The organism is Bifidobacterium sp. LH_730, assembly GCF_056355835.1.
Genome location: NZ_JBKETB010000003.1, coordinates 98,228 through 124,190, shown reverse-complemented (window position 1 = coordinate 124,190; position 25,963 = coordinate 98,228). Strand labels below are relative to the sequence as shown.

Genomic DNA, 25,963 nt, shown 5'->3' with positions numbered 1-25,963 from the left:
GGTCGAGGAGAGGCCTCAACTAGCTTCCGCACCGTCAACGCGTCCCGCCTGCAGAGGCTTGCTGTTCTTCTTCGTCGTACTGCCGCATCTAGGACGAGGAGATCCTCATAACCGCTCAGATAACCACTTTTGAAATCATCCGAGCCCTTGTAGAACAAGGCCTCAAAGGGAATTTCAAACTTATCTCTTGATGCTACTCCAGACATCCCGGATTCAGCATATTTGGGAGCTGCTGGAATATAATTTTAGCGTAATCTACTCAATCCGCAGAGGGAACCATGAATAACGATCAGAAGACTGAGGATGCTGTCTTTGTTCCGTTGAAAGCAATCGATGCTACACCTGACACGGAAACCATGCTTCGGATGCTGCTGAATCATGAAGGTCTGTTAATTAAGCGCGATCAAGCACCAGCGGGAGGAACTACAACAAGAATCGCTGCGCAAACTCCTGGACTCTTTGCCAAGGCCATGAGCCAAGTCACGCAACAAATGGGGATGGTACCCGGTGAAGATATGTGCCGTGTAATCTTGCCGGCGGGCGCGACTGCCAAGGATCTTGTTCCAGCAGTTGGAGGCGGATTCCGAGGTATGACGCGTGCGGCTGGTTCCACACGGGTTTCCGGGCATGTTCGACTGATTCCTGCAACTGGCGCCACAATCGCAGCCGGACCAATGATCGCTACCATCGCATTGGCGATGGCCGCGGATATGTTGGCGCAGCAACAGATGCAGAAGAAACTTGATGCTATAAGCAGCGGAGTGGCTGCTGTCCGCGAACACCTAGAGCTAAAAGATCGTGCAGTAGTAAATACTGCCGAACAACAGATACAAACAGTCTTGGGCTATTTGCTTGACCAAGCGCACATACCGAATATCTCCGCGGCTTCCCACGCATTTGGGGAGTTGGCCATACTTGCCAACCAAAGCATTGAGAAGCTCAATCAGTGGAGCCATGCAGTCGACCGGTATAGCCAGTCGACACATGTAAATGGCGCGGAACTTTTGAACGAACTTGTCGGACAAGGCAATGATCCTCTAAGCGAATTCGAGATTCAATCAACTCAGATCTATCGAACACTTGCTCTTCGTGCACGAACCGTCGTCCTCGAAAAAATTGCCGCAGAACAAGACAATGAAGGACAATCTCTCTCACATGTCGAAGCTGCACTGCACCAAGAACTAAAAATGTTCGCTTCTGCTCAGGAACAGCTTATGAGCGTAGTTGATGAAATAAGTGTGATGCCGGTTGGCCTGACGAAGCTCCCCGTGGAAATCTCTGGCAAAAAGACACAGGAGATGCGTACACGCTTCTTCCGTCTAGCACGTGCACTTCATTCGGAGCCAGAGGCTTTGCCGATCCTTGATGAATCAGATCGGATTGTTCTCGACCTAGCATCTACTCAACAGGGATTTGACATCATGGAGCCTTAAACGGGAGGGGTGTGAGTGATTGTAGATTGTTGGCGCATCTACAATCACTCACACCCCCCTCTAAAAATCAGCTTGTTAGAGGCTTGTCCTAATTCATCGTATAAGCTCAATGGGGATGTCGGGATAGATCTCTTTGAGATCGTCCTTCAAGATATTAATCCTTGAGTTTAAGAATTTCTTGCTGTAGCCTCGCCCTCTAACATCCAGCATTACCCGTTGAGTTGACCCTTTAGGAAGGTTTTTCACTCTATCGCTGATTTCTTTGGATAGTATCCAACGAAGACCATCGAAGTCGGTTTCGAGGTCATAGTTTTTGACTTCAATCGCTTCAAGATGTCCCTTTACAGTTCGGATGACATCTGGGCGCGTGCCCCCTTCTGTTCCAAATGGCACCTCTTTACCTTTTAAGAAGGTCGCCTGTTCCTTACCGCCGTACTTCCACTGCGCGATTTGCTCGGATTGCCGCCATGTCGGGACATCGGGCTTTGCCCGCGGGAAGGTGAGAGCCTTGGATATGCCACCGGCGATCGCGCCACCGAATGCGCCCCACTTGAATGCCTCAGCTCCGGATGCGGCAGCTGTTTTCAAGGACTTCTTGGCGTCTCCGTTCCCGATGTATTCAATAAGTCCTGATGACAACCCCGCCAATGCACCTGATGAAAGCGCGGCGGTTGCAGCGCTTTTGGCAGATACCGCAAGGACCACGCTGGTCGCAGTGCCTCCGGCAAGGGCCGATGCCGTCACTGTAAGAAGCATCACTCCTGTTCCGACGGCAAGGTTCTTGGTGATTTTCTCGAACGTATCGTCATAGGCCTCGTATGCTTTGACGGTTGTTTCCCCGTTGTCACCCAATGTGAACACATATCGTTCGCCTTGGAATTGAGCGTCAATGTCCGACAGAGCGTATCCAAAGTACATATTCTCTTGGGAGTTGTAGGACAACTCTTCGAGATATTCTTTGGAAACGTATGAGGCATTCACCGATTCAATCTGATAGCCCTTTGCCACCATGTTCTGGTCAAGCTTCGCGCCCACGGAATCCTCGACATACAGCAAAAGATTCGAATCATCCAGACCGGAGAACTCGGGCAGCTGCTTTGCTTGCGATGAAGTCTCGACTTTCTCCGAAGAGTTCGCGGAGGAAGCGGATGTCGATCCGCATCCGGAGAGAGCCAAAATACAGCTTAATGAAAACGCAAGTAACCTAAGCTTCTTCATTCTTGTTCCTCCGCAATCCCGGTTTCAAGTTGAGGCCTTTCCTCGCTCTTTGCGAGGAGTTTCATCATCTTGCTGCGCTTGCGATGACGGTGGATTGAGGCAAAAGCAATAATCAGGAAAATGACCAGAATAATTGAGGCAACGATAAGATACCGAATGCCGCGGGAGAACCAAGAGTCTGGGGCGTCTACAGAATCTTTTGCGCTCGATTCAGCGTTCGTCGTCTGACTCTCTCCTGGCTGGAGGAGGGAACCATCTTTGCTCACCGTGGCTCCCTCGGAAATCTGTTTTTTGATGGCTTTAATCGTCATACCTGTGGTCGCGTAGGCTTTGAGCACATCATCCGTTCCCACGTAGATGATCTTGGTGGTTTGTTCATCCGTATAGCGGTTGGTGACGGTTATGGTGTACACGCCTTCCTCGGTATATGTCTGTCCATCGGCAGCAGGCCGGTTGAACCGTGTGTCCTCGACGAGACCATCGGCGCCTTTGTTGAGAACAGATTTCCGGACATTGACATCTAGATAATGAGACTCGGCCAAATCAATGGAGAACCCATTTTCCGTGAATGCAGTATTGGTGAGTTCGCTTCCTGTTTTGACGTCCTTGGGAAACACCATGCTGTTGCCGTTTCTGATGGAGAAAGCGAAGGAGACCCTGTAGTAGGAGGTGGAGGAGAAGGGCTTCCATCCAAGAAGACTCACATTGTTCTTTTTGACTGCGTAGTCCAGCGCGACTTCGTAATCGCCTTCCTCAAACAACTGCACCTTGGTGTCAGCGGTCTTTGATTTGCCGGCGGCAAGGAAATCCACGTATGTGTTCGTCTTTGAATCGTTTTGATAGTCGGTCTGCTTAACGATAAGCATGCCTCGTCCAAAGTTCTGTTGGGGAATTCCCAAGGTCTTGTCCCAACCATCGCTATCGGAGGCGATGGAAAGCTTATCGTTCCCATTGAGACGATCGATATCTTGTGTCAGGGAGAACCATAGGCCAACTTTGTCTCCGGCATTCTTCAGGAACAAAGGCTTCCCCTTGACTGTTGTCTGCCGCGTATAGCCTTTCACATAGAACTTTCCTAGCGACCAGCCCCAATGCGGATCATCCTTATCCAAAGGTTTCTCCGCCGAATAGCCGTCTTTGCCGGCATTGACTAACGACTGCTCGCCCAAGGTATAGGAGCTGTCCTCGGAAGCCATTGCAGGAGCGGGTAATCCAACCAGTAAAGCCGCTGCCAGTAGGCCGCTCAGGAGTTTGCCTATGCGCTTTCTCTTCATCTCTCCCCGTTTTTCTTTCTGTGGTGACTACGCCATAGGGCATTCGGAAATGTCCAGAATACAAGCATATGCATGTTTAAACCGATGCCAACGGACCATTCCAACAGGCTATTGCAAATTAAAAAAAAAACAAGGTCGGGCCCGTCACAACGGGTCCGATCCATGCTTCTTTCAGGCAGAAGAATGCTCACTTCTCTTGGTTCAGGTACACACTGAGCTTGGGACAGCACAAGCTATGCATTGCATTGCTAGTTATTCCGCGGACTTGGTGACCTTGAACTCGTAATCAGAGGGGACGGCACCCTGCAGAATGCCTTTGATCAATGCTTCGGATTGTGTATCGGCCATTTCTAGTACGCCGGAGGTCTTGATTTCCTCTCTGGCATCTTTCTCGGCCATGTTTATAGCTTCGTTGCTGTCCTCTTTCTGATTGGTGTTGGCGAGGGCAAAGCCCTCGTCGAAATACTGGATGGAAGAGGTGTCGACTTTGACGTCTTGTATCTCAGCCCTCGGAATTGTCAGGAGAACAGTCTTCTTTGCGTCGTCCACCTTCACTTTGACCTTCTGCACATCAATGCCTGCTCTGGCGGTGGCTTTGTACACCATGATGAAGTTCGACTTGCTGAGCACCGCGATGCCGGAGTCTTCGTATTCCGTCATTCCGGTGTAATTGAATTTCGCGGCAGTTAATTCACTCGACTTTGTAATCAACGCCTTGACGTACTCCGTGTCCACGGTTGCTTGTCTACGTTGTTCGATCCACTTGCCCACAGTCATGCCGCCAAATGTTCCCACCACAATCAGAATGGCCGACACCAAGTAAATGATGATCATCCGCGGCTTTGTCCACTGGTTACCTTTGCCGCTCTCGGTCCTTCTCATCGATCTTTCTTCCCTTCCAGAAGCAAGAAGCATGAGTACGGACCCAGCTAGGACAGAGAAGGCCACGGACAGTCCGATGGTCACGGACAGCCGGAATCTGTCGGCATAGTTCTTTCTTCTCACGCTCACGGACTGCTTATTGCAACATGCAAGTGTATGGCGATGTGATTATGTACGCAAATTAGCAATATGTATATCTGATTACATTCCGGTAGGAGGCAAATAGGCCGGCCTCATCATGGAGACCGGCCTACATGGCAGCAAGCAGATACCGGATTAATGTCTATTTCTGCTCGGCCTTGATCGCATCAATCTTCTTTTGGAAGCGCTCCATCTTCTCCTGCGCCCGCTCGGTGTCCTTCGCGAAAATCTCGCCCTTGATGTCGGAATAGAAACCGTAGACATCGGAGCGGAAGTCGGATATGGACTTGTAGACGTCAGAACTGGTGTCGGACCAGCGCTTGTACGCCTGAGAGCTGGCATCGGACCATTCCTGATATGCGACGATGTCATACCCAGATTGCACGACGCCATCGTAGATTCCGGAATAGGCGTCCTGAAGAATGCCGTCGTAAACCCCATCATAGATGGTGTCGCCGGCGTCCTCATAGATGCGGTCGTACATCTCATCGATGTCATCGTATTGTTCGGAGGCGGACTTACCGGAGGACAGCACCGTGGCGGCATAATCTACGGCGCGTTCACGCATCGTCACTCCAAGCTCGTCGACCTGCTGCAGAACCTTGCCGTAGAAAGCGTCAACTTCACCCACATTGGCCGTATATGCCGCATAGTCGCTGATCTTCGGCATCAGCGCGTCATATTCCGCTTTGATGGAAGCAACGCCGTCCGTCGCCTCCTTATCTACGGTTGCCTGCAATTCGTCAAGAGTCAGGATTTTACGGTCCGTCTGCGGTGCAGCGGTTTTAGGACTGCTTTTCGCAGTGACAGAATCAGATGCGTTACCGGTGGATGTCGCACCGCCGCAGGCGGCCAGCGTCAGCGCGGTTGCGGCGGCCAGGAACGCCGCCATGACCTTTCTCGTCGTCTTCATCTCATTGTCCTTCTATACGTGTGCGGAAATGCGTCACGATAATTCTCGGTGCCTTCGAAAACTAAGACTTCAGTCGGCAACTGAACCTTGGCGGGCATGGGCGGCGATAATCTGACCCCTATGGCTGAAGAGAAGGAACGCAGTACGGAGCGTTTGACGTCGGATCTGCTGAAACGATTGCTGGAACGCAATAATCTCGACGAATATCTCAAGGAAGACAACGTCATCGAGCGCGATCTGCCCGAATACCTCCATGAACTCAGGGCCAAGCGCGGACTCAACCGCAACGCCGTCGCGCGCTCCGCTGGCATGAACGCGACCTATGTCTACGACATCTTCTCCGGCAAAAGCAAGCCCGGGCGCGACCATGCGATCGCACTGTCGCTGGGGCTCAACTGCGACTTGATCGAGACCCAGCGCCTGCTGCGGCTCGCCGGCGTGGCGGAGCTGTGGAGCAAGCAGCGCCGCGACGTGATTATCATATGGTGCGTGAACAACGGCTACGACCGCGTCGCCGTGGACAACGAACTGATCCGGTTCGGCGAAAGGCCCCTACTCGACGAGGCCTGACGACGCGGCGTATGCCCGCGCGCACGGGAAGCCCGCGACTCATGCCGCGGCCGCAGGGGCAACAAGGAGCACCGGTGAACGAAACGCAGACCATGCACGCCATGGGTCTTGACGACGCCTATCATGTCGAGCGCACACTCGCGCGCGGAGCATACGGCGTCACCGAACTCGTCAGCCTCGACGGCGCGGGCCCATTCGTACGCAAGAAGATCCCGCTGGGGCTCGTCCGCCGCGACGTATGGGCGGCATTGGGGGAGTGCCGCAACCCACGGCTGCCGCATGTCGTGGCGTCATACGAGCTGCCCGACCGCTTCGTCGTCGTATTCGATTACGTCGAAGGCGCCACGCTGGCGCAACGGGTCGAGACGCAAGGACGCATGGGCCCGGACGCGGCCGTCGCCATCGCCATGCAGCTGTGCGACGCCGTCAGCGAACTGCATGCCCATGGCGTCGTGCACCGCGATATCACTCCGAAGAACGTCATCCTCGCCGCAGACGGCGCACATCTGATCGACTTCGGCATCGCCCGCATGAGGGACGACGCGGCCTCGCGCGACACCACCGCGCTGGGCACCTGGGGCTTCGCCTCTCCAGAGCAATTCGGATTCGCACAGACCGACGCGCGCTCCGACGTGTATTCGATCGGGCGTCTCCTCGGCTTCATGCTCGCCGGCCTGTATCCGGACGAGACGGCGTATGAACGCGCGATCGCCGACGCGCGCGTCGTGCCGCCGGTTCTGCGCGACATCATCGCCCGCGCCTGTGCGTTCGAGCCGAGCGCGCGCCAGTCCTCGGCGAACAGGCTGGGATGCGAGCTCGCGGCGTGGAGGCAAGGCGGGTTGCCTCCGGAACAACCAAGTGACGCTGGCCGCGGAAATGCGCCCCATATGAGGACGAGGCGCACTTCCGGCGGCGCGGTTTCCCGCAAGCGCAAGGCCATCATCGCAGTGGCCGCCGCCGTGCTGTCGCTCGTGCTTATCGCAGGACTGATCTGGGGCTTCGCCGCCGTCAAAGGGACGTTCCATAACACGCAGGGAGCCGGAAGCGACGCAGGCTCGTCACGCTCCGCGTCGCCCCGCAGCGAAGACAAAACGCCCGGAACGGACAACGGTGGCGGCACGTCGGCCCCGAAGACGGGGAACAATGCCGTCGACACGGCCGGCCCGTTGGAACTCGTCGAATCCGGATGGTCCGCGGAAGACGGCTACGTTCAATATGCCCTCGGGCTGAAAAACACCAGCGAAACGCATCAAGTGAATTTCCCGAAGGTGACGATTGTGGGCCGCGCCAAGGATGGCTCGGTGGTGTTCACCTACGACACGGTGCTGTCGGTCGCCTTCCCTGGACAGACGATCTATGACGCGGGTCTGGCCGGCAACGGCACCGCGCCCGATGATGTGGAGTTCCGTCTTTCCGAACCGGACGACGCTGACATGGTGCAATCCACAGGAGCGTATTCCTTCCAAACGAAGAATCTATCCATCAACACCAACGACTTCGGCGACACGACGTTCACCGGAGAAATCACAGGCGAGACGGCTGGCGATCCAAAGGTGTTCGGCGGAGCCAGCCAGGTGAAGGTCTCGATTGTCCTGAGAGACGGCAAAGGTCGCATCGTATACGGCGAGATGGGTTTTGTGGACATGCCCCGGGATGGGCAGTCCGTACCCTTCTCGATCAACATAATGTCTGATATTCCCGAATACGAAACATACGAAGCCTACGCAATGGCTTGGCTATAGTCCGCGCCCCGCGACACGCAGTCGAACAGTTGTTCGACTCTTCGCGTCGGATACGGTATCCTAAGGTGGACCCATTCGGATACGCGGATATGGATGAGCGGAGGTTGCGATGGCACGGCGTGCGGCGGACAGGAACGGCGAGGTCGTGGTCGAGCGGGTGATGACCAGCGACTCGTTTCTTTCGCGCGAGATCGCGAAGGCGCCGCTCAAGCGCACCGCCGACGGTGGGCTCGTCGCCGACATCTCGCATATCCCGGCCGATCTCAAGGTGACGATCCAGGGCGCTCGCGAGCACAATCTCAAGAACGTGGACCTGGCGATTCCACGCAACCGGATGGTGGTGTTCACCGGCCTGTCCGGCTCGGGCAAATCGTCATTGGCCTTCGACACGCTGTTCGCCGAAGGGCAGCGGCGCTATGTCGAATCGTTGTCGGCATACGCCCGCCAATTCCTCGGGCAGATGGACAAGCCGGACGTGGACTTCATCGAGGGATTGTCGCCCGCGGTCTCGATCGATCAGAAGACCACGAACCGCAACCCGCGTTCAACCGTGGGCACCATCACCGAGGTGTATGACTATCTGCGTCTGCTCTTCGCCCGCACTGGCGTGCCGCATTGCCCGGAATGCGGCGAACCGGTTTCCTCGCAGACTCCGCAGCAGATCGTCGACGCGCTGATGGCCTATCCGGAGCGCACGCGTTTCCAGATCCTTGCCCCTGTGGTCAAGGGTCGCAAGGGCGAGTTCGTGGATATGCTCGAGGTGCTACGTTCCGATGGTTATGCGCGCGCTCTGATCGACGGCGAGATGCATCAGCTCTCCGACGACATCACGCTCGCCAAGCAGAAGAAGCACACCATCGAGGTCGTCATCGACCGTCTTGTCGTCAAGGACGGCATCCGCCAGCGCCTGACCGATTCGGTCGAGACGGCGCTGCGTCTGGCGAACGGCACCGTCGTCGCCGATTTCGTGGACGAGGAGGAGAGCTCGCCCGACCGCCGACGCCCGTTCTCCGAACATCGCAGCTGCCCGAACGGTCACACGCTCGAACTCGATGAAATCGAGCCGCGCACCTTCTCCTTCAACGCTCCTTATGGCGCGTGCCCCGTGTGCACAGGTCTTGGATTCAAGCTTGAGATCGACCCGGAGCTTGTCATCGCCGATCCCGACAAATCGCTGGCCGAGGGCGTCATCGAGCCATGGTCGAACACCAAGACGACCTCACAGTACTACGGGCATGTGCTCGAGGGACTGGCAGACGAGATGGGCTTCTCCATGAGCACGCCATGGAAGGACCTGCCGGAAGATGTGCGCCAGGCCATCCTCTACGGCCGTGACTTCAAGGTCAATGTCTCCTACCGAAACCGATGGGGGCGTCTGCGTGAATACTCCACCGGTTTCGAGGGCGTGGTGCGCACGCTGATGCGCAAGCACGAGGAGACCGACTCCGAGGCGATGAGGCAGTATTACGAGTCCTATATGCGCGAGGTTCCCTGTCAGGAGTGCCAGGGACGCAGATTGAAGCCCGAGGTGCTGTCCGTCACGGTCGACGGGCTGTCGATCTTCGACGTGTGCGACATGCCCGTCGTGCGAGAACTCGAATGGGTCAACGGATTGAAGCTGGAGGGAGCGGCCGCCCAGATCGCCGGCGAGGTGCTCAAGGAAATCAAGGCGCGTCTTGGTTTCCTCAACGATGTGGGATTGGACTATCTGACGCTGTCGCGCGCGGCGGCGACGCTGTCAGGCGGCGAGGCGCAGCGCATCAGACTGGCCACGCAGATTGGCTCCGGGCTGGTCGGCGTGATGTATGTGCTTGACGAGCCTTCCATCGGCCTGCACCAGCGCGACAACGAGAGACTCATCGAAACTTTGCATCACCTGCGCGATCTGGGCAACACGCTGATCGTCGTCGAACATGACGAGGAGACGATCCGCGAGGCCGATTGGCTGGTGGACATCGGGCCGGGCGCCGGCGAGCATGGCGGCGAGGTCATCTATTCCGGGCCGGCCAAGCATCTGATCGAGGCGGAGCGTTCCGTCACCGGCGATTACCTTGCCGGGCGTCGGCAGATCGTCGTGCCGGAGCAGCGGCGCAAAGTGCGCAAAACCAAGCAGCTCAAGGTCGTCGGCGCGCGGGAGCACAACCTCAAGGACATCGACGTGGCATTCCCCCTGGGCGTGATGACCGTGGTCACCGGCGTCTCGGGCTCCGGCAAGTCCACGCTGGTCAACTCGATCCTCTACCCGGTGCTCGCGGACAAGCTCAATGGCGCACGCATCGTGCCCGGCAAGCATCGCCGGGTCGAGGGCGTCGACCAGCTGAAGAAGGTCATCCACGTCGACCAGAACCCGATCGGCCGCACCCCGCGTTCGAATCCCGCCACCTACACGGGCGTGTGGGACAAGATCCGACAGCTCTTCGCCAAGACCCCGGAGGCGCAGGTGCGCGGCTACGGCCCCGGGCGCTTCTCCTTCAACGTCAAGGGCGGGCGCTGCGAGGCCTGCCACGGCGACGGCACGCTGAAGATCGAGATGAATTTCCTGCCCGATGTCTACGTCGAATGCGAGACCTGCCACGGCAAGCGATACAACCGCGAGACGCTTGAGGTCAAATACAACGGCAAAACCGTCTCCGACATCCTTGACATGCCCATCGAGGAGGCGGCGCAGTTCTTCAAGGCCTATCCGTCGATCGCACGGTACCTCGACACACTTGTCGATGTTGGTCTGGGATACATCCGCCTCGGCCAGCCCGCGCCGACGCTGTCCGGCGGCGAGTCACAGCGTGTCAAGCTCGCCACGGAATTGCAGAAACGCTCCGACGGCAAGACGGTCTACATCCTCGACGAGCCGACTACCGGCTTGCATTTCGAGGATGTGCGCAAACTGCTCAACGTGCTGCAAAGCCTCGTCGACAAAGGCAACACTGTCATCGTCATCGAACATAACCTCGATGTGATCAAGACGGCCGACTGGATCATCGACCTAGGCCCCGAAGGAGGTGATGGCGGCGGCACCATCGTCACCGAAGGCACCCCCGAGCAAGTCGCCCAGTGCGAAGCAAGCTGGACCGGCAAATTCCTCAAAGACATGCTCTAAGCCAGCGACGTCAACGCTGAGCGAGACGCCTTTTGTCATCCTGAACGAGCGCAGGTTTTATAGTCATCCTGAGCGAGCGCAGCGAGTCGAAGGATCTCCCCACCGCCCACTCAGGAAGCCAAGGAACCCCAGCGAAAGGAGGACCAATGCTAGAACGCCACAGCCCCGATGTATGGCGCAAAACCGCCGAATCATTGATGACGTCCACATCAACCTCCTCGTCAACGTCTGAACATGCAGCGGCAGACACGAACGCACAGGCCAAGGTAAACAAAAACGGCGCGCCGCTGCTGGGCGACACCCGCGACTTGTTCCGCCCCAAAACTTCCGATATTCCCGCCAAGCCGGGCGTATACAAATGGCGCGATGGCGAGGGGCGCGTCATCTACGTCGGCAAGGCGAAGAACCTTCGGAACCGTCTGACCAACTACTTCCAGCCGTTGTATCTCCTGCACCCGCGCACGCAGACGATGGTGCTCACGGCCCGCAGCCTCGAATGGACCGTCGTAGGCACGGAACTCGAATCCTTGACGCTTGAGTACACGTGGATCAAGGAATTCGATCCCCGGTTCAACGTGCAGTTCCGCGACGACAAAACCTATCCCTATCTCGCGGTGTCCGTCGGCGAGGAAGTGCCACGTGTCTGGGTGACTCGAAGCCGCAAGCGCCGCGACACCCGGTATTTCGGCCCCTATGCCAAGGTCTGGGACTTGCGGCACGGACTCGACAAACTGCTGCGCACCTTCCCGGTGCGCACATGTTCGTCCGGCGTCTATCGCAAGGCAGAGCTGACCGGACGCCCCTGTCTGTTCGCCTCGATCGGCAAATGCTCCGCCCCCTGCGTGGGAAGAATCACCCCAAGGGAGCACCGGCGCATGGTCGAGCGACTTGTCGGCGTGATGACCGGGCGACTCGGCAAGTCCTATATCGCCCAACTCACCCGTGACATGAAGGCCGCCAGCGCCGACCTCGAGTTCGAGAGGGCGGCGCGGCTGCGCGACGAGATCCAGATGCTCTCCACCGTCGTCGAACAGAACGCCGTCGTCTTCGACGACCAGGTGGATGCCGATGTGTTCGGGTTCGACACCGACGAACTCGAAGCCTCGGTGCATGCCTTCCATGTGCGTGCCGGTTCCATCCGCGGAGAGCGCAATTGGAGCGTGGAGCGCGTCGAGGACATCGATGACGCCGATCTCATGGCCGATCTGCTGGTGCGGGTATATGCGGATGCCGCCGCCGGAATCGCCGTCGAAGAGACCGACGGACCAGGTCAGGCAACGGAGCGATCCAGCGCGCTGATCGAAACGGCCCGCGATGCGATAGGTTCCACGCAGTCCATGACGGCCACGGACGCCCTCGCCCGAGCCCAGGCGACCCGCGAGCGCAACAGCCGCAAAGAGATGACCGGCCGCGCCGACCTGCTGGCGCCCGTCGCCCCCGTGCCGCGCGAGGTCATCGTACCGATCGAACCGTCGCGTCGGGAGGAACTCGAAGGCTGGCTCACCGGACTTCGCGGGGGAGCGGTGTCGATCCGCGTGCCCAGCCGCGGCGACAAGCGCCAACTCATGGACCGGGCCAACGAGAACGCCGCGCAGGCATTACAACGCTCCAAGATGAGCCGCATCTCCGACATGGGCGCGCGCACGCAGGCGATGAACGATGTGACCGACGCGCTGGGGCTTAGCGAGGCGCCGTTGCGCATCGAATGCTATGACATCTCGAACACCGTCGGAGGAGCCTATCAGGTGGCGTCCATGGTGGTGTTCGAGGATGCGATCGCCAAGAAGTCCGAATACCGCCGCTTCGCCATACGCGGCACGGACGGCAAAGGCGCGCTCGACGATCTGAGCGCGCTCTACGAGACCCTGACGCGCCGATTCCGCCATGGCAACATCGCCGGCGACTCCGGCGAGGACATGGAGTCCGAAAAGCGCGCGACAAGTGTCATGCTGAGCGACGCGAAGCATCTCGGTGCGCAGGGAGATCCTTCGACTGCGGGGCTGCGCCCCTCCGTTCAGGATGACAAAAGCGCAGCGCTGTACTCCGGTCAGGATGACAGTAACGGGGCGCTGCGGTCCGCTCAGGATGACGGGCATGAAGTGCCGGGCTCCGCTCGGGATGGTGTGGGCGCGGCGCCGGATGTCAACAGTGCGGTGGTGCAGCAGAACACGAATCGGCGGCATTTTGCGTATAAGCCGAATCTGGTGGTGGTCGACGGCGGCAAGCCGCAGGCCGAGGCCGCAGCGAAGGCCCTCGCCGATTGCGGCGTGGACGATGTGGCCGTATGCGGCCTGGCCAAGCGGCTCGAGGAGGTGTGGCTGCCCGACGACGACTATCCGATCATCCTCAAACGCCAATCCGAGGGCATGTATCTGCTCCAGCGGGTGCGCGACGAATCCCACCGCTTCGCCATCACCTATCACCGGCAGTCGCGCCGCAAGGGCGCGCTGAGGAGCGCGCTCGACGATATCCCTGGCATCGGCGAAACACACCAGAAGAACTTGCTCAAGGCCTTCAGCTCGGTCAAGGCCATGCGCTCGGCGAGCGTCGCGGACTTCGAAAAGGTCAAGGGCATCGGCCATGCCAAGGCGCAGGCGCTCTTTGATGCTCTTCACCAGGGAGGCTCCGCGCAAGAGCAGAGGGATTCTAAGGTGGAAACGGCATGGCGTTAGGAAAGCAGGACGAGACGCCCCTCCATGACCGACGACCTTCCGGATGGCATTTCGTTAGGAGGGTAGGCGGTAGAGTAGGGGATAGCGGATCCAAGGAGGGGATATGGTGGTGAACGAACACCGGTGCGCGGTTCTCGGACAGCCCATCGCGCACTCGCTGTCGCCAGTGCTGCACAACGCGGCGTATCGTGCGCTTGACCTGACCGGATGGACCTACGGACGGCACGAAGTGGGCGAGGACGGACTCGATGCCTTTCTCAAAGGGCTTGACCCCACTTGGGCCGGCCTGAGCCTGACCATGCCGCTCAAGCGGACGATTCAGCCATACGGTACCCCCCGCAATCTGTGGGCGAAGGAGCTCGAGGTGGCCAACACCGTCGTCTTCGACTGGATCGACAATGACGACAACGTCAGCGGCGATTCCAGCGACGCTCCGATGCTGACCACCGCAGACGGTCACCGCGCCAGGCTGCGACTGTTCAACACCGATGTCATCGGCATCCAACTTGCCTTCGAACATGCCAAACGCGAAAGGAACGTCGTCGACGGCACCAACGCAAAGCGCGAACGCACGGCCTTGGTGATCGGCAACGGCAACACCGCGGCCTCCGCCATGGCCGCAACGACCATGATGCACGACGTGGGGCATGTCATCGTCGCAGCCCGCCATCCCGGGCGGAACACCAGCCTCAAGCCGGTGGCCGAGCGGTTCATATCCGCTCCCACGCCCTACCGCGAAATCGACCTCAACGACCAAGCGGCCCTGCTTGCCGCGGCCGCCGAGGCCTCGTATGTCATCAGCACCATCCCCGGCCATGCGGCAGACGCGACGGCCGATCTCATCGCAAACGCGCATCAGAACCAAGACGCGCCTCTGACGGGTCTGCTCCTCGATGTCGTCTACGATCCGCGTCCCACCAAGCTCATGCAGGCATGGCGGCAGCGCGGCGGCAGCGCCATCGGCGGCGAGGAGATGCTGCTCTACCAAGCCTTGGTGCAGGTCCTGCTGATGACCGGCGAATGGGACGGCATGCCTCCCTCCGACGCCGACCAGCGGCTGCAGGACGTCACCACCGACGACGACAAACTCGAGATAGCCATGCGACAAGCATTGGAGGAGGCACTGTGATGCGACGCCAGCAATTCGCTCCCGACGCCGATCCCGCATCAGACAGGCCCGCGCCGGCCGACGGCTTCGAGGTCATGCTCATCACCGGCATGTCCGGCGCAGGCCGTTCCCACGCCGCGGATGCGCTCGAGGACATGGGCTGGTATGTGGTCGACAACCTCCCGCCCAAGTTGCTGGTGCCGCTGGTCGATATGATGACCAACGCCGGCGCGGACGGCGGCGTGCATCAGCTCGCGGCCGTCATCGACGTGCGTTCCCGCGCCTATTTCGACGATCTGTCGGCCGTGCTCGGGCATCTCGACGATCTCGGCGTCAAAACCCGCATCCTCTTCCTCGACGCCTCTGATCCGGTGCTCATCAAGCGATACGAATCCGTGCGCCGCCCGCATCCGCTGCAGCGGGGCAACAGCCTCATCGACGGCATCCGCGAGGAACGCGATCTGCTCGCGAACCTCAAGGAGCGGGCCGACATGGTGGTCGACACCTCGCATCTCAACATCCACCAGCTGTCGACCAAGCTCTACGAGGCGATGCTCGGCTCCGGCCCCTCGACCGTCGCCGTGCATATCTTCAGCTTCGGCTTCAAATACGGCGCCCCCACCGACGCCGACTTCGTGGCGGACGTGCGTTTCCTGCCCAACCCCTTCTGGGTGCCCAGCCTCAGGGACCTGACGGGCCTCGACAAACCGGTGAGCGACTACGTGCTCTCCAGCGACGGGGCCACGCGGTTCCTCGACGCCTATGAGACCGCGCTGATGACCGCGATCAACGGCTATGCGCAGGAGGACAAGCACTTCGTGACCGTGGCGATCGGCTGCACCGGCGGACAGCACCGCTCGGTGGCGATGTCCGAGGCGCTGGCCACCCGCCTGCGCGCCAGAGGACTGTCCGTGACGGTCTCCGCGCGCGAACAGCGCAAGTAGGCAACCATCCCATATGGCGGGCATATCCGTCCGAAAGGTGGATTTTCGCCCGCTTGTTGTCCAACTTGTTCGGTATCACAGATAGCCGGTGTCTACGGGCTCCGCCCTTGCCGACCGGTATATTTTGAGGAAGAACGGGACATGAGGAGGTTGGCTCTTGGCTCTTCTGGATGACGTCAAAAGCGAACTTGCCGCGATAGATGACGAGCTGCCTGCCGCGCAGAAAGCGCAGGTCACGGCCATGATCCGCTTCGGCGGAGGTCTGAGGCTCGTGCAGCGCCAGATCGTGGCGCAGGCCCAGTTCGATTCCCCCGACGCCGCGCAATGGCTGCGCAACGCCATCCGGGACCTCTACGGCCATGAGGCGACATTGACGCAGGTCGCCCGCCAGACCCCCAACGGCGTCGTGCAACGCTATGTCGTCCAAGTGGAGCGCGGGGGAGCGGCCCTCGCGATGCAGACCGGTCTGCTCGACCGTCGCAAGCAGCTCGTGAGGGGGCTTCCCGCCAACATCGTCTCCGGCAACATCGCCCAGATCAAGGCCGCGTGGCGCGGCGCCTTCCTTGCGCACGGCGGACTGTCTGACCCGGGCAAGGCCAGCTATCTGGAGATCACCTGCCCGTGCAACGAGGCGGCCCTTGCCCTGGTGGGCGCGGCCCGTCGCCTCGGCATCAGCGCCAAGCCGCGCCAGCTGCGCAGCTCCGAACGCGTTACGCTCAAGGATCCCGACTCCATCGAACGCATGCTCAACCTGATCGGCGCGCCGCAGTCCGCCCGTGAATGGACCGGCAAGCGCTCCGACGGCGAGGCGCGGGGCAAGGCGAACCGCCTGGCCAACTTCGACGACGCGAACATGCGCCGTTCCGCCAAGGCGGCGGCCGAGGCCAGCGACAAGGTGCGCCACGCCTTCGAGATCCTCGGAGACGACATCCCCGACAACCTCAAGGCCGCGGGCCAGCTGCGCCTCGAACACGGCGACGCCAGCCTCGAGGAGCTGGGCCGTCTGGCCGATCCGCCGATCACCAAGGACGCCATCGCCGGGCGCATCCGCCGGCTGCTCCAGCTCGCCGACAAGACCGAGAAAAGCCGCGCCAAGGAGGCGTGACCCCGGAAGCGAACGAAGTCACGCTGCAAGCGCAACACAACACGACCCTGCCACCGCAACGGCAGGGTCGTGTTGTAAGCTGTGACATGGCATAATCACGCCACTTTCCCGCGCAAGCGGCTATGAAAGGATATTCATGAAGACACTCAAGGATCTGGGAGATCTCAAGGGCAAGCGCGTGCTGGTCCGCGCCGACTTCAACGTGCCGCTGGATGGCACGACGATCACTGACGACGGCCGCATCAAGGCCGCCCTGCCGACCATCACGGCGCTGCGCGAAGAGGGCGCCAAGGTCATCCTCATGGCCCACCTCGGCCGCCCGAAGGGCAAGGTCGTCCCGGAGCTGTCCCTGGCCCCCGTGGCCGCCCGCCTGGCCGAACTGCTGGGCGTGGACGTGCCGCTGGCCGCCGACACCTACGGCGAGGACGCGCAGGCCAAGGTCGCCGCGATGAACGACGGCGACGTGGTGCTGCTCGAGAACGTGCGCTTCAACCCCGAGGAGACCAGCAAGGACGCCGCCGAGCGTTCCGCCTACGCCAAGAAGATCGCCGCCCTCGGCGAGGCGTTCGTCTCCGACGGCTTCGGCGTGGTCCACCGCGCCCAGGGCTCCAACTACGACGTGGCCGCCGATCTGCCGGCCGCCGCCGGCAAGCTCGTCGAGAAGGAGGTCACCGCCCTCTCCCGCGCCACCGTGAACCCGGAGCGTCCGCTCACCGTCGTGCTCGGCGGCTCCAAGGTCTCCGACAAGCTCGGCGTCATCGAGAACCTGCTCGACAAGGCCAACCGCCTCGTCATCGGCGGCGGCATGGTCTTCACCTTCCTCAAGGCCAAGGGCCTCGAGGTCGGCACCTCCCTGCTCGAGGAGGACCAGCTGGAGAAGGTCAAGGGCTACATCGCCACCGCCGAGAAGAACGGCGTGGAGCTCGTGCTGCCCACCGACATCGTCGTGAACGCCGGCTTCCCGGCCGGCGACACCCCGGTCAACCCCGAGGTCGTCTCCGCCGACACCATCCCGGCCGACAAGATGGGCCTCGACATCGGCCCCGACTCCCAGAAGCTCTTCCATGACAAGATCGTCGACTCCAAGACGGTCGTCTGGAACGGCCCGATGGGCGTCTTCGAGATCGCCGAGTTCGCGGACGGCACCCGCGCCGTGGCCCAGGGCCTCGTGGATGCCACCAAGGCCGGCGCCTTCACCATCGTCGGTGGCGGCGACTCCGCCTCCGCGGTGCGCAACCTCGGCTTCCCGGAGGATGGTTTCTCGCACATCTCCACCGGCGGCGGCGCCTCCCTCGAGTTCCTCGAGGGCAAGGAACTGCCGGGCCTGAAGGTGCTCGACTGAGCGCAGGCATGATGTGACAGGGCTCCCCTCAACGCGAGGGGAGCCCTGCTGTCTTGGCGGCGAAGAGGAAGACGAAGGAGGAACGGCATGGCGGCGACGAAACGCATCCCGCTGGTGGCGGGCAATTGGAAGATGAACCTCGACCATCTCGAGGCGACGTATTTCGTGCAGAAGCTCGCATGGCTGCTGCGCGACGCGCATTTCGATCACCGCGCCTGCGAAGTCGCGCTCTTCCCCTCCTTCACCTCGCTGCGCAGCGTCGAGGTGCTGGTCGAGGCCGACGGGCTCAAGATCCGATACGGCGCCCAGACCGTCTCCGTGACCAACCAGGGCGCGTTCACCGGCGACATCTCCGCCGATATGCTCGCCCACCTGGGCTGCAGCTATGTCATCGTCGGACATTCCGAACGCCGCAAATACCATCCCGAGGACGATGCCAACATCGTCGACCAAGTGCGTGCCGTGCTCGCCGCCGACATGCAGCCGATCCTGTGCGTCGGCGAAAGCTTCGAGGAGCGCCGCCAGGGCATCGAGCTCGACTACGCCGTCGGCCAGGTGCATGACGTGACCCGCGACCTCAACGAGGAGCAGGCGGCCCGCCTCATCATCGCATACGAACCCGTCTGGGCCATCGGCACCGGCATGGTCGCCACCCCGGACACGGCGCAGGACGCGGCCAAGGCCATACGCGAGGATCTGAGGGCCGGCTTCGGCGACAAGGTCTCGCAGGCCGTGCGCATCCTCTACGGCGGCTCGGTCACCTCGAAGAACGCCGCCGAGCTCATCGGCGAAAGCGACGTCGACGGCTTCCTGATCGGCGGCGCCGCGCTCGACGTCGAGGAAATGGCCCGCATCTGCCGACTCACGCTCAAGGCCGTGGCCACCCGTCGCTGAAATCACGCCACACCGGGGCGAAATGCCTGTCTCTTCTTGGCCTTGCGCTATGCTGAAACGCAGTGTCAAGAATCGTGGAGGTAAATCCGTGACCGCTCTCAAGATCGCGCTGGAGATCATCGTCATCATCCTCAGCTGCCTGCTCACCCTGCTCATCCTCATGCACAAGGGCAAGGGCGGCGGCCTGTCCGACATGTTCGGCGGTGGCCTCACCCAAAACGCCGGCACCTCCGGCGTCGCCGAGAAGAACCTGAACCGCTGGACCGTCATCATCGCCCTCGTCTGGGTCGCGATCATCATCGGCCTTGGCCTGATGACCAAGTTCGATCTCATCTGACGAAGCAAACTCGCATACTTTTGAAAAGGACCCATGGCCTTGGCATCAAGGTCCATGGGTCTTCTCATAGGCCCGTGCCGTCCGGGGATCGCCGTTCGCCGGACGGTTTCCCGGCACAACGCGGAAGGAACGCCATGACCGATTCCAAGCCCGGACTCATCGTCGCCGACCTCGACGGCACGCTGCTGCATGACGCGCCGACCTTCGAGGAACGTTTCATCAGCCAGCGGACCGTCGACACCATCGGGCGGATGCACGAGGCGGGATACCGCTTCGCCATCGCCACCGCGCGCCCCGTCTCCACCGGCTACACCTATGCCGAACGACTGCCCGTCGACGCCTACGTCTATCTCAACGGCGCCCTGATCGACTTCGAGCCCGGAGCCTCCGACTATGATCTGCTCACCAGTGGGGCGACGCCGACGGACGGGCATCTGCTGCGCATCGGCTTCCCCTCGTCGAGGGCCTGCGAGGTATGCCGGTTCCTGCTTGACGAACTGCCGGGGCTCAAGGTCGGCATCGTCATGGACGACGTGCGCTACACGAACTTCGATGTGAGCGTCTACTGGAAGACGCAGACATGGCGCATGACCGACTTCACCGACGTGCCCGAGGGCGTCGCCGACAAGATCATCGTCTTCCCCTCGCCGGAGCAGTGGGGGACGCTTGGCCGCCTCGTCCCACAGGATTTCGAGGTGAGCATCTCCGAGGGATCGATGTGGATGCTGATGAATCCGCTGGCCAACAAGCGCCAGGCGTTGAGGACGCTGTGCGAGCGCATGGACGTCCCGCTGTCGTCGACGGTCAGCTTCGGCGACGACCTCATCGACATCGATATGCTTGAGGCCTCCGGCAAGGGCGTCGCGGTGGCGAACGCCAATCCCAAGGTGCTTGATATCGCCGACGAAATCTGCCCGTCCAACGACGAGGACGGTGTGGCGCAATGGATTGAACGCCATATCTTGAACCAGTGATATGATTTTGAACCAGTATTGATATTAAATTGAACTTCCGTAGGGGAGAGGATATGACTGGTTCAACGTTTGCCTCACGGCTGAAGGAGGCGATGGCACGGCGTCAGTTCAAACAGATCGACCTTGTGCGAGCCGCCGAAAGCGCCGGCGTCAAGCTCGGCAAAAGCCATGTCAGCCAATATGTCTCAGGCAAGACAACGCCTCGCGAGGACATCATGCGGTTCCTGGCCAGCGAACTCGGCGTCGAGGAGTCGTGGCTCCGGGACGGAGAGACCAGCACGGGCACGGGTTCGGGCATAGGGGAGTCCGCGCCCCGGCGAACCGGTCCCAGCGACAGGTCCCCGTCCCCGGCGGACGCCACACCATTGAACCCAATGACCACGAATCCCAATATTGAACTTTCCGCAGTCAAGACAGGAGAACATTCCATGCGTACCTTCGGCAAATCCCACAAACTCGACCATGTGCTCTACGACGTGCGCGGACCGGTGGTCGAGGAGGCCAACCGCATGGAGGCCGAGGGCACCCATGTCCTGAAGCTCAACATCGGCAACCCGGCGCCCTTCGGCTTCCGCACCCCCGACGAGGTGGTCTACGACATCCGCCGCCAGGTGGCCGACTGCGAGGGATATTCGCCGTCCAAGGGACTGTTCTCGGCGCGCAAGGCCATCATGCAATACGCCCAGCTCAAGGGATTGCCGAACGTCACGATCGACGATATCTACACCGGCAACGGCGTCTCCGAGCTCATCAACCTGTCGATGTCCGCCCTGCTCGACAACGGCGACGAAGTGCTGGTGCCGAGCCCGGACTACCCGCTGTGGACCGCCTGCGTCACGCTGGCCGGCGGCAAGGCCGTGCATTACGTGTGTGACGAGGAATCGGAATGGTATCCCGACCTGGCCGATATGGAGGCCAAGATCACGGACCGCACGAAGGCGATCGTCATCATCAACCCGAACAACCCCACCGGCGCGCTCTATCCGGATGAGGTGCTGCGCGGCATCGTGGAGATCGCGCGACGCCATCAGCTCATCATCTTCTCCGACGAGATCTACGACCGTCTGGTCATGGACGGGCTCAAGCACACCTCGATCGCCTCGCTGGCCCCCGACCTGTTCTGCGTGACATATTCCGGTCTGTCGAAATCGCATATGATCGCTGGCTGGCGCGTGGGATGGATGGTGCTGTCGGGCAACAAGCGCCTTGCGAAGGACTATATCGAGGGCCTCAACATGCTCACCAACATGCGCATCTGCTCGAATGTGCCCGCGCAGTCGATCGTGCAGACGGCGTTGGGCGGCCACCAGTCGGTCAACGACTACATCGTGCCCGGCGGCCGCATCCACGACCAGCGCGACTATGTCTACGATGCATTGAACTCGATACCCGGCGTCACCGCAGTCAAGCCGAAGGCCGCGTTCTACATCTTCCCCAAGATCGATGTCAAGAAGTTCAATATTCACTCCGACGAGCAATTCGCGCTTGATCTCCTGCACGACAAAAGGATCCTCATCGTACACGGCGGCGGGTTCAACTGGTCCCGGCCCGACCACTTCCGCGTGGTCTATCTGCCGCGTATGGGCGTGCTCAAGGAAGCCATGGGCGAGTTCGCCGATTTCATGTCCTACTACCGCCAGGAGTAGCGGATTCCCGCACGGCCGGTGGGCGGCATGAGTCTTACAAACCGGGGAAGATGCGTTTTGGACGGCCTGGATCCGTCCTGACGTCATATGAGTTTGGCGAACATTCGGGTCGTGTCCTTGAGATGCGCGAATCCGTAACGCTCGTAAAAGCCGGTGGCGTCGTCGTCCAGTGGGTCGACGACCAAGGCCCGGGCTCCGATCTGGCTCGATGCGGCAAGCGCACGTTCCACCGCGTCCTTGAGCAGCATCGAACCAAGCCCTTGGCCTTGGTGGCGTTCGTCGATGGCGAGCATGCCCAGCAGGATGACCGGAATTTGCTCGGGGGTGTTGCGGGACAGCCAGCCGCCGTGGACGTCGCCGCGGCTCATGCTGTTCGCGGACAGCGAGTAGAAGCCCGCCAACGATCCGTTCCCGTCCATCGTCACATAGGTGACGGCGGTGCCGCGGTTCAGGGCGTTGAGCGCGTGCTCGATCAGCCACGAGTCCAGCAAGTCCTTGCCGCAGTGGAATCCGGACAGGTCGTCGTCCAATTCGATTCTCCGCGGTTTGGTGAAGCCTACAGCCATTGCGCGTCCTTGTTGAGCAGGTCGCGCAGCGCCTGGGGCATCGGGCGATCCAGTGCCTCCTTGAATTCGTCGAAGGCGCGGGCAGACAGGCGGATGGTGGTCTCCTCCTCGATGTCTTTTCTCGCCGCGGACATGAGATGATCCAAGGCCCACTGGGTGATGGTCGTGCCTTTGAGCGTGGCCGCCTTGTCGATGGTGGAGCGCTGCTCCGGCGTCATCCTCACCGCCAGGCGGGAGGACCGCATCATCTCCGTTGTTGCTGTTGTCATAATCCATAGTGTACGTCAATTTGGCGTACGTGACAACGGCGGAACGGCCCTGTTGATGCGGTGGGGCGGCGTTTATAATGGGTGGCTGTATAGGGGGAATTCTAGCGAGAGAAGAAGCGCCGATGAGTGATTCACAGCCCAATCCCGACCAGATGCCGCAGCCTGATCGGGAGCCCGAGCCAAGCCAAGCGCCGTGGCAGCCCACCGACGTGTCCCAGCATCCGCAGCCGGTCCCGCAATTCCCGCAGGGTCCGCAGTCGGCTCAGCCCTACGGCCAGCCGATGGCGGGCGCGCCGACGCCCCGGCCGCAATACCAGCCGTATATGCCCTATCCACCGCAAGGGCCGCAAACTCAGCAGCATCCGCAGGAGCCGCAGCTGGGGAATCCCACCGATTCCATCGATCTCGCCAATCCAGGCAAACCCTGCAAGCATCACAAGCACCGCAAGCCGTGGACCGCCAAGAAGACAGTGATCCTTGTCATCGCGATCCTCGTCGTGATCGCATTGGGCATCGGTGCGTTCTTCGGCGCCAGGGCACTGATCAAGTCACACAACCGTGAGTTCGCCTACGGCGACTACTCGAACCTGCCGTATGACGTCGATGACCCCATCCTTAACGTCGATCCCGACCAGAGCTTCAGCGAGCCCCTGCGCACCGACAAGGATTTCTCCGAGGTGAACATCGATGGCGTGGAGCGCGATGCGCTCGAAGCCTTCGACTCGAATGTGACGGGATCCGGGATCAAGGTCGTCGGCTCCGACATCGCGGCCGTGTATGCCGATCCGGCGCTGACCACCCCGATCAAGGCTTTCATCCTGCAGGAAGACGACCATCTTGAGATCAGCCCGTATCCGACCTTCGGTGCCAGTGGCATGGAGGATTGGTCGAAGGCGGACGACAACGGCAACCCGGGAAAGAGCGACAATATCTTCCCCGATGGCAGCAAGTGGGCGTTGTTCGACCGCTATTACATCGCCGTCTACGTGGACGAGAACGGCAACAAGCGTAAGCGCCCCAAGGTCACGATGTTCACGGTCAAGGACTCCGAGGCGCCCATCGAATCGCCCGCGACGGTCACGACCACGGTGAGCGCCACCGGTTCGCTCAACATCGCCTGGTCGCCGGTCGAAGGCGCCACCAAGTACCGCGTCCTGCTGCAGAAGGAACAGTCTGCGGCGACCAACCCGGACGAGTACGAACTGTCCTGGCTTGGCGAGACCGACAAGACCACATTCGACACGGCTTCGACCGATCACGCCGCCGTTCTCGCCGGTCGGGTTTATGACAACGCGCAGAACGGTCAGTTCGCCAACCTGCATGTCATCAGCGACGACGATGTGCGCCGCAACCGGAAGGATGTCGAGGAACAAGACGGAAACATACTTGGGGCCCGAGTCTCCGACTTCACCGACGCGGACAAAGGCCATGCGCAGATCGCTGTCATCGCTTACAAGGATGACAGCACGCACAGCAATGTGCAGTGGAAGGACATCTCGGGACTTCTGGGCCAGATGCCGTTCGCGATCGCCTACACCGCGTGGACGGAGGTCCGGGACAAGGAAGGATGGGGTGGATTCGGTCTCGATTCCATCGCCGTGACCCGGCACCTGCCCATCACCATGGTCGACGGCAGCACGGTGGACATCCCCGTCCAATATGACCCCGACAAGGCGACGACCGAGCCCAATGCGGCGAACCCCAGCGCCACCAACGTCGATCTGCCGTATTACGCCTATGGCACTCGCATCGGCGACGAGATCCAGCTCATTGATCACACCGGGGACTGGCGCACACCCGTCGACCAGGCCATCAACGCCCTGTATGCCGACGGTCTGCCCAAGGGCGGCATGCCCAAGAGCTTCGACTACGCCAAGAGCGCCGTGAATTGGAACACGTTCAGGGATACGCCCGCGACCACGATGCCCCAGACCGACCTGCCCGTCACCGGCTCAACCGAGTACGTGAAATACGTGGCGGCCAATCTGCTGGTGGGCAATCGGTACATCGACGTCACCCAGTACTCCGATGATCCGATGGCGCCCGAGGTCGATGACGTGGTGAGCGAAGCCGTGTACCAGAATCCGCTGATCGTGCGGTCGTATCCGAGCGTCCAGACGCGCAAGGCGGATGGGCATACGATCATCTACGTGTCGTATTACACCCACGACGGGGATTTCGATTGGCGGGGTGAGCAGGCCAAGATGCGCGCCAAGGCCAAGGAGGTGGCCGGCGAGGTCACGCACGACGGCATGAGCGACAGGGACAAGGCCCGGGCCATCAACGACTGGATCGTCACCCATGCGCAATACGACTACGAGGCCTTCAAGGCCACGGAGGCGGCGGGTTCGAATTGGGGCCTGGCGACGTTCGACTTGGGCGACCGGCTGTGGTCAAGCATGGGCACCGAGGGCGTGCTCATGGACGGCCTCGGCGTGTGCCTGTCGTATGCGTCGGCGTTCAAGATGATCGCCGACGAGGCCGGGCTGGAGTCGGTGATGATGGACGGCAACATTCCAGGTCTCGGCGGCCATGCCTGGAACAAGGTGAAGATCGACGGCGACTGGCTGGTGGTCGACTCCACATGGAACGACTCCACCAACGACGATTCCGCCAAGCGCGAGAAGTACTTCGCGCTCAAGGACACCGATCCGGTGCTCGCCGACCATATCGAGGACACCGATTCGCTGGTGGACACGTCGATTCATCGCTACGCCAGCAAGTAAGCCAGCAAGTAGCGTAGCTGGGCGGGCTGCTCGAAATGACAGGAGAGGACGGCCGCCTCAGTTGTGGAATGATGGGAGGGATGCCTCTTTAATCGCGAAATTGCGAAATG

The 25,963-nt window shown here is 60.6% G+C and carries 20 protein-coding genes; 14 read left to right on the top strand and 6 right to left on the bottom strand.

Going from position 1 to position 25,963, the window contains the following annotated elements; translation table 11 throughout:
* Window positions 1-278 precede the first annotated feature (278 nt).
* Window positions 279-1,433 carry a hypothetical protein gene (locus tag AC1AUD_RS05605; RefSeq protein WP_476572900.1) on the top strand — a complete coding sequence of 385 codons (1,155 nt, stop codon included), beginning with the start codon at window positions 279-281 and terminating at the stop codon, window positions 1,431-1,433.
* Between the two features lie 93 nt (window positions 1,434-1,526).
* Here AC1AUD_RS05605 and AC1AUD_RS05600 read toward each other — a convergent pair whose 3' ends face one another.
* The 4 genes from AC1AUD_RS05600 to AC1AUD_RS05585 form a co-directional block, all read right to left on the bottom strand.
* Window positions 1,527-2,651, bottom strand: a complete 1,125-nt coding sequence (locus tag AC1AUD_RS05600; protein WP_476572899.1) for a hypothetical protein — start codon at window positions 2,649-2,651, stop codon at window positions 1,527-1,529.
* Complete coding sequence (locus AC1AUD_RS05595) at window positions 2,648-3,925, bottom strand: hypothetical protein (RefSeq protein ID WP_476572897.1); 1,278 nt, start codon at window positions 3,923-3,925, stop codon at window positions 2,648-2,650. Before AC1AUD_RS05595 ends, AC1AUD_RS05600 begins: the two co-directional genes overlap by 4 nt.
* A gap of 252 nt (window positions 3,926-4,177) precedes the next feature.
* On the bottom strand, window positions 4,178-4,936 hold the full coding sequence (locus AC1AUD_RS05590; protein ID WP_476572894.1) for a DUF4230 domain-containing protein: 759 nt from the start codon (window positions 4,934-4,936) through the stop codon (window positions 4,178-4,180).
* Between the two features lie 154 nt (window positions 4,937-5,090).
* On the bottom strand, window positions 5,091-5,861 hold the full coding sequence (locus tag AC1AUD_RS05585) for a hypothetical protein (protein WP_476572892.1): 771 nt from the start codon (window positions 5,859-5,861) through the stop codon (window positions 5,091-5,093).
* A 120-nt stretch (window positions 5,862-5,981) separates the two neighbouring features.
* On the opposite strand from AC1AUD_RS05585, the gene AC1AUD_RS05580 reads away from it, so the two are divergent.
* From AC1AUD_RS05580 to AC1AUD_RS05525, 12 genes are all read left to right on the top strand, one after another.
* Window positions 5,982-6,431, top strand: a complete 450-nt coding sequence (locus tag AC1AUD_RS05580) for a helix-turn-helix domain-containing protein (RefSeq protein WP_476572889.1) — start codon at window positions 5,982-5,984, stop codon at window positions 6,429-6,431.
* 74 nt (window positions 6,432-6,505) lie between these two features.
* On the top strand, window positions 6,506-8,173 hold the full coding sequence (locus tag AC1AUD_RS05575; RefSeq protein ID WP_476572887.1) for a serine/threonine protein kinase: 1,668 nt from the start codon (window positions 6,506-6,508) through the stop codon (window positions 8,171-8,173).
* A gap of 109 nt (window positions 8,174-8,282) precedes the next feature.
* Window positions 8,283-11,270, top strand: coding sequence for an excinuclease ABC subunit UvrA (gene uvrA, locus AC1AUD_RS05570; protein ID WP_476572885.1), 2,988 nt, complete (start codon window positions 8,283-8,285; stop codon window positions 11,268-11,270).
* 146 nt (window positions 11,271-11,416) lie between these two features.
* Window positions 11,417-13,942, top strand: coding sequence for an excinuclease ABC subunit UvrC (gene uvrC / locus AC1AUD_RS05565; RefSeq protein WP_476572883.1), 2,526 nt, complete (start codon window positions 11,417-11,419; stop codon window positions 13,940-13,942).
* A 109-nt stretch (window positions 13,943-14,051) separates the two neighbouring features.
* Window positions 14,052-15,071: a shikimate dehydrogenase family protein gene (locus AC1AUD_RS05560; RefSeq protein WP_476573181.1), complete on the top strand. Its 1,020-nt coding sequence runs from the start codon at window positions 14,052-14,054 to the stop codon at window positions 15,069-15,071.
* Complete coding sequence (gene rapZ, locus AC1AUD_RS05555; protein WP_476573179.1) at window positions 15,071-15,994, top strand: RNase adapter RapZ; 924 nt, start codon at window positions 15,071-15,073, stop codon at window positions 15,992-15,994. Before AC1AUD_RS05560 ends, rapZ begins: the two co-directional genes overlap by 1 nt.
* A 157-nt stretch (window positions 15,995-16,151) precedes the next feature.
* Window positions 16,152-17,099: a DNA-binding protein WhiA gene (gene whiA / locus AC1AUD_RS05550; protein ID WP_476572881.1), complete on the top strand. Its 948-nt coding sequence runs from the start codon at window positions 16,152-16,154 to the stop codon at window positions 17,097-17,099.
* A gap of 136 nt (window positions 17,100-17,235) precedes the next feature.
* The gene (locus tag AC1AUD_RS05545) at window positions 17,236-18,441 is read left to right on the top strand and encodes a phosphoglycerate kinase (RefSeq protein ID WP_476572877.1); all 1,206 of its coding nucleotides are present in this window, start codon (window positions 17,236-17,238) and stop codon (window positions 18,439-18,441) included.
* A gap of 87 nt (window positions 18,442-18,528) precedes the next feature.
* Entirely contained in the window at window positions 18,529-19,335 is an 807-nt protein-coding gene (gene tpiA / locus AC1AUD_RS05540) for a triose-phosphate isomerase (RefSeq protein WP_476572875.1), read from the top strand.
* Between the two features lie 88 nt (window positions 19,336-19,423).
* Window positions 19,424-19,672 (top strand): preprotein translocase subunit SecG, encoded by a 249-nt coding sequence (gene secG / locus AC1AUD_RS05535; RefSeq protein WP_476572873.1) that lies wholly within the window; start codon window positions 19,424-19,426, stop codon window positions 19,670-19,672.
* A gap of 134 nt (window positions 19,673-19,806) precedes the next feature.
* The gene (locus AC1AUD_RS05530) at window positions 19,807-20,646 is read left to right on the top strand and encodes an HAD family hydrolase (RefSeq protein WP_476572871.1); all 840 of its coding nucleotides are present in this window, start codon (window positions 19,807-19,809) and stop codon (window positions 20,644-20,646) included.
* A gap of 92 nt (window positions 20,647-20,738) precedes the next feature.
* A complete protein-coding gene (locus AC1AUD_RS05525) occupies window positions 20,739-22,292 on the top strand; it encodes an aminotransferase class I/II-fold pyridoxal phosphate-dependent enzyme (RefSeq protein WP_476572869.1) in 1,554 nt (517 codons plus the stop codon).
* An 83-nt stretch (window positions 22,293-22,375) separates the two neighbouring features.
* Here AC1AUD_RS05525 and AC1AUD_RS05520 read toward each other — a convergent pair whose 3' ends face one another.
* Both AC1AUD_RS05520 and AC1AUD_RS05515 read right to left on the bottom strand, forming a co-directional pair.
* Window positions 22,376-22,858: a GNAT family N-acetyltransferase gene (locus AC1AUD_RS05520; protein WP_476572867.1), complete on the bottom strand. Its 483-nt coding sequence runs from the start codon at window positions 22,856-22,858 to the stop codon at window positions 22,376-22,378.
* Window positions 22,849-23,127 (bottom strand): type II toxin-antitoxin system TacA family antitoxin, encoded by a 279-nt coding sequence (locus AC1AUD_RS05515; RefSeq protein ID WP_476572865.1) that lies wholly within the window; start codon window positions 23,125-23,127, stop codon window positions 22,849-22,851. Before AC1AUD_RS05515 ends, AC1AUD_RS05520 begins: the two co-directional genes overlap by 10 nt.
* A 122-nt stretch (window positions 23,128-23,249) precedes the next feature.
* Between AC1AUD_RS05515 and AC1AUD_RS05510 the strand changes: the two genes are divergently transcribed.
* Window positions 23,250-25,853 carry a transglutaminase domain-containing protein gene (locus AC1AUD_RS05510; protein ID WP_476572863.1) on the top strand — a complete coding sequence of 868 codons (2,604 nt, stop codon included), beginning with the start codon at window positions 23,250-23,252 and terminating at the stop codon, window positions 25,851-25,853.
* Window positions 25,854-25,963 lie beyond the last annotated feature (110 nt).

Excerpts from the sequence above, each read along its gene's own strand:
- AC1AUD_RS05605 (WP_476572900.1), top strand. The coding sequence starts at position 279 with ATGAATAACGATCAGAAGACTGAGGATGCTGTCTTTGTTCCGTTGAAA.
- AC1AUD_RS05600 (WP_476572899.1), bottom strand. The coding sequence starts at position 2,651 with ATGAAGAAGCTTAGGTTACTTGCGTTTTCATTAAGCTGTATTTTGGCT.
- AC1AUD_RS05595 (WP_476572897.1), bottom strand. The coding sequence starts at position 3,925 with ATGAAGAGAAAGCGCATAGGCAAACTCCTGAGCGGCCTACTGGCAGCG.
- AC1AUD_RS05585 (WP_476572892.1), bottom strand. The coding sequence starts at position 5,861 with ATGAAGACGACGAGAAAGGTCATGGCGGCGTTCCTGGCCGCCGCAACC.
- AC1AUD_RS05580 (WP_476572889.1), top strand. The coding sequence starts at position 5,982 with ATGGCTGAAGAGAAGGAACGCAGTACGGAGCGTTTGACGTCGGATCTG.
- uvrA (WP_476572885.1), top strand. The coding sequence starts at position 8,283 with ATGGCACGGCGTGCGGCGGACAGGAACGGCGAGGTCGTGGTCGAGCGG.
- uvrC (WP_476572883.1), top strand. The coding sequence starts at position 11,417 with ATGCTAGAACGCCACAGCCCCGATGTATGGCGCAAAACCGCCGAATCA.
- rapZ (WP_476573179.1), top strand. The coding sequence starts at position 15,071 with ATGCGACGCCAGCAATTCGCTCCCGACGCCGATCCCGCATCAGACAGG.
- AC1AUD_RS05545 (WP_476572877.1), top strand. The coding sequence starts at position 17,236 with ATGAAGACACTCAAGGATCTGGGAGATCTCAAGGGCAAGCGCGTGCTG.
- tpiA (WP_476572875.1), top strand. The coding sequence starts at position 18,529 with ATGGCGGCGACGAAACGCATCCCGCTGGTGGCGGGCAATTGGAAGATG.
- AC1AUD_RS05530 (WP_476572871.1), top strand. The coding sequence starts at position 19,807 with ATGACCGATTCCAAGCCCGGACTCATCGTCGCCGACCTCGACGGCACG.
- AC1AUD_RS05525 (WP_476572869.1), top strand. The coding sequence starts at position 20,739 with ATGGCACGGCGTCAGTTCAAACAGATCGACCTTGTGCGAGCCGCCGAA.
- AC1AUD_RS05520 (WP_476572867.1), bottom strand. The coding sequence starts at position 22,858 with ATGGCTGTAGGCTTCACCAAACCGCGGAGAATCGAATTGGACGACGAC.
- AC1AUD_RS05515 (WP_476572865.1), bottom strand. The coding sequence starts at position 23,127 with ATGACAACAGCAACAACGGAGATGATGCGGTCCTCCCGCCTGGCGGTG.
- AC1AUD_RS05510 (WP_476572863.1), top strand. The coding sequence starts at position 23,250 with ATGAGTGATTCACAGCCCAATCCCGACCAGATGCCGCAGCCTGATCGG.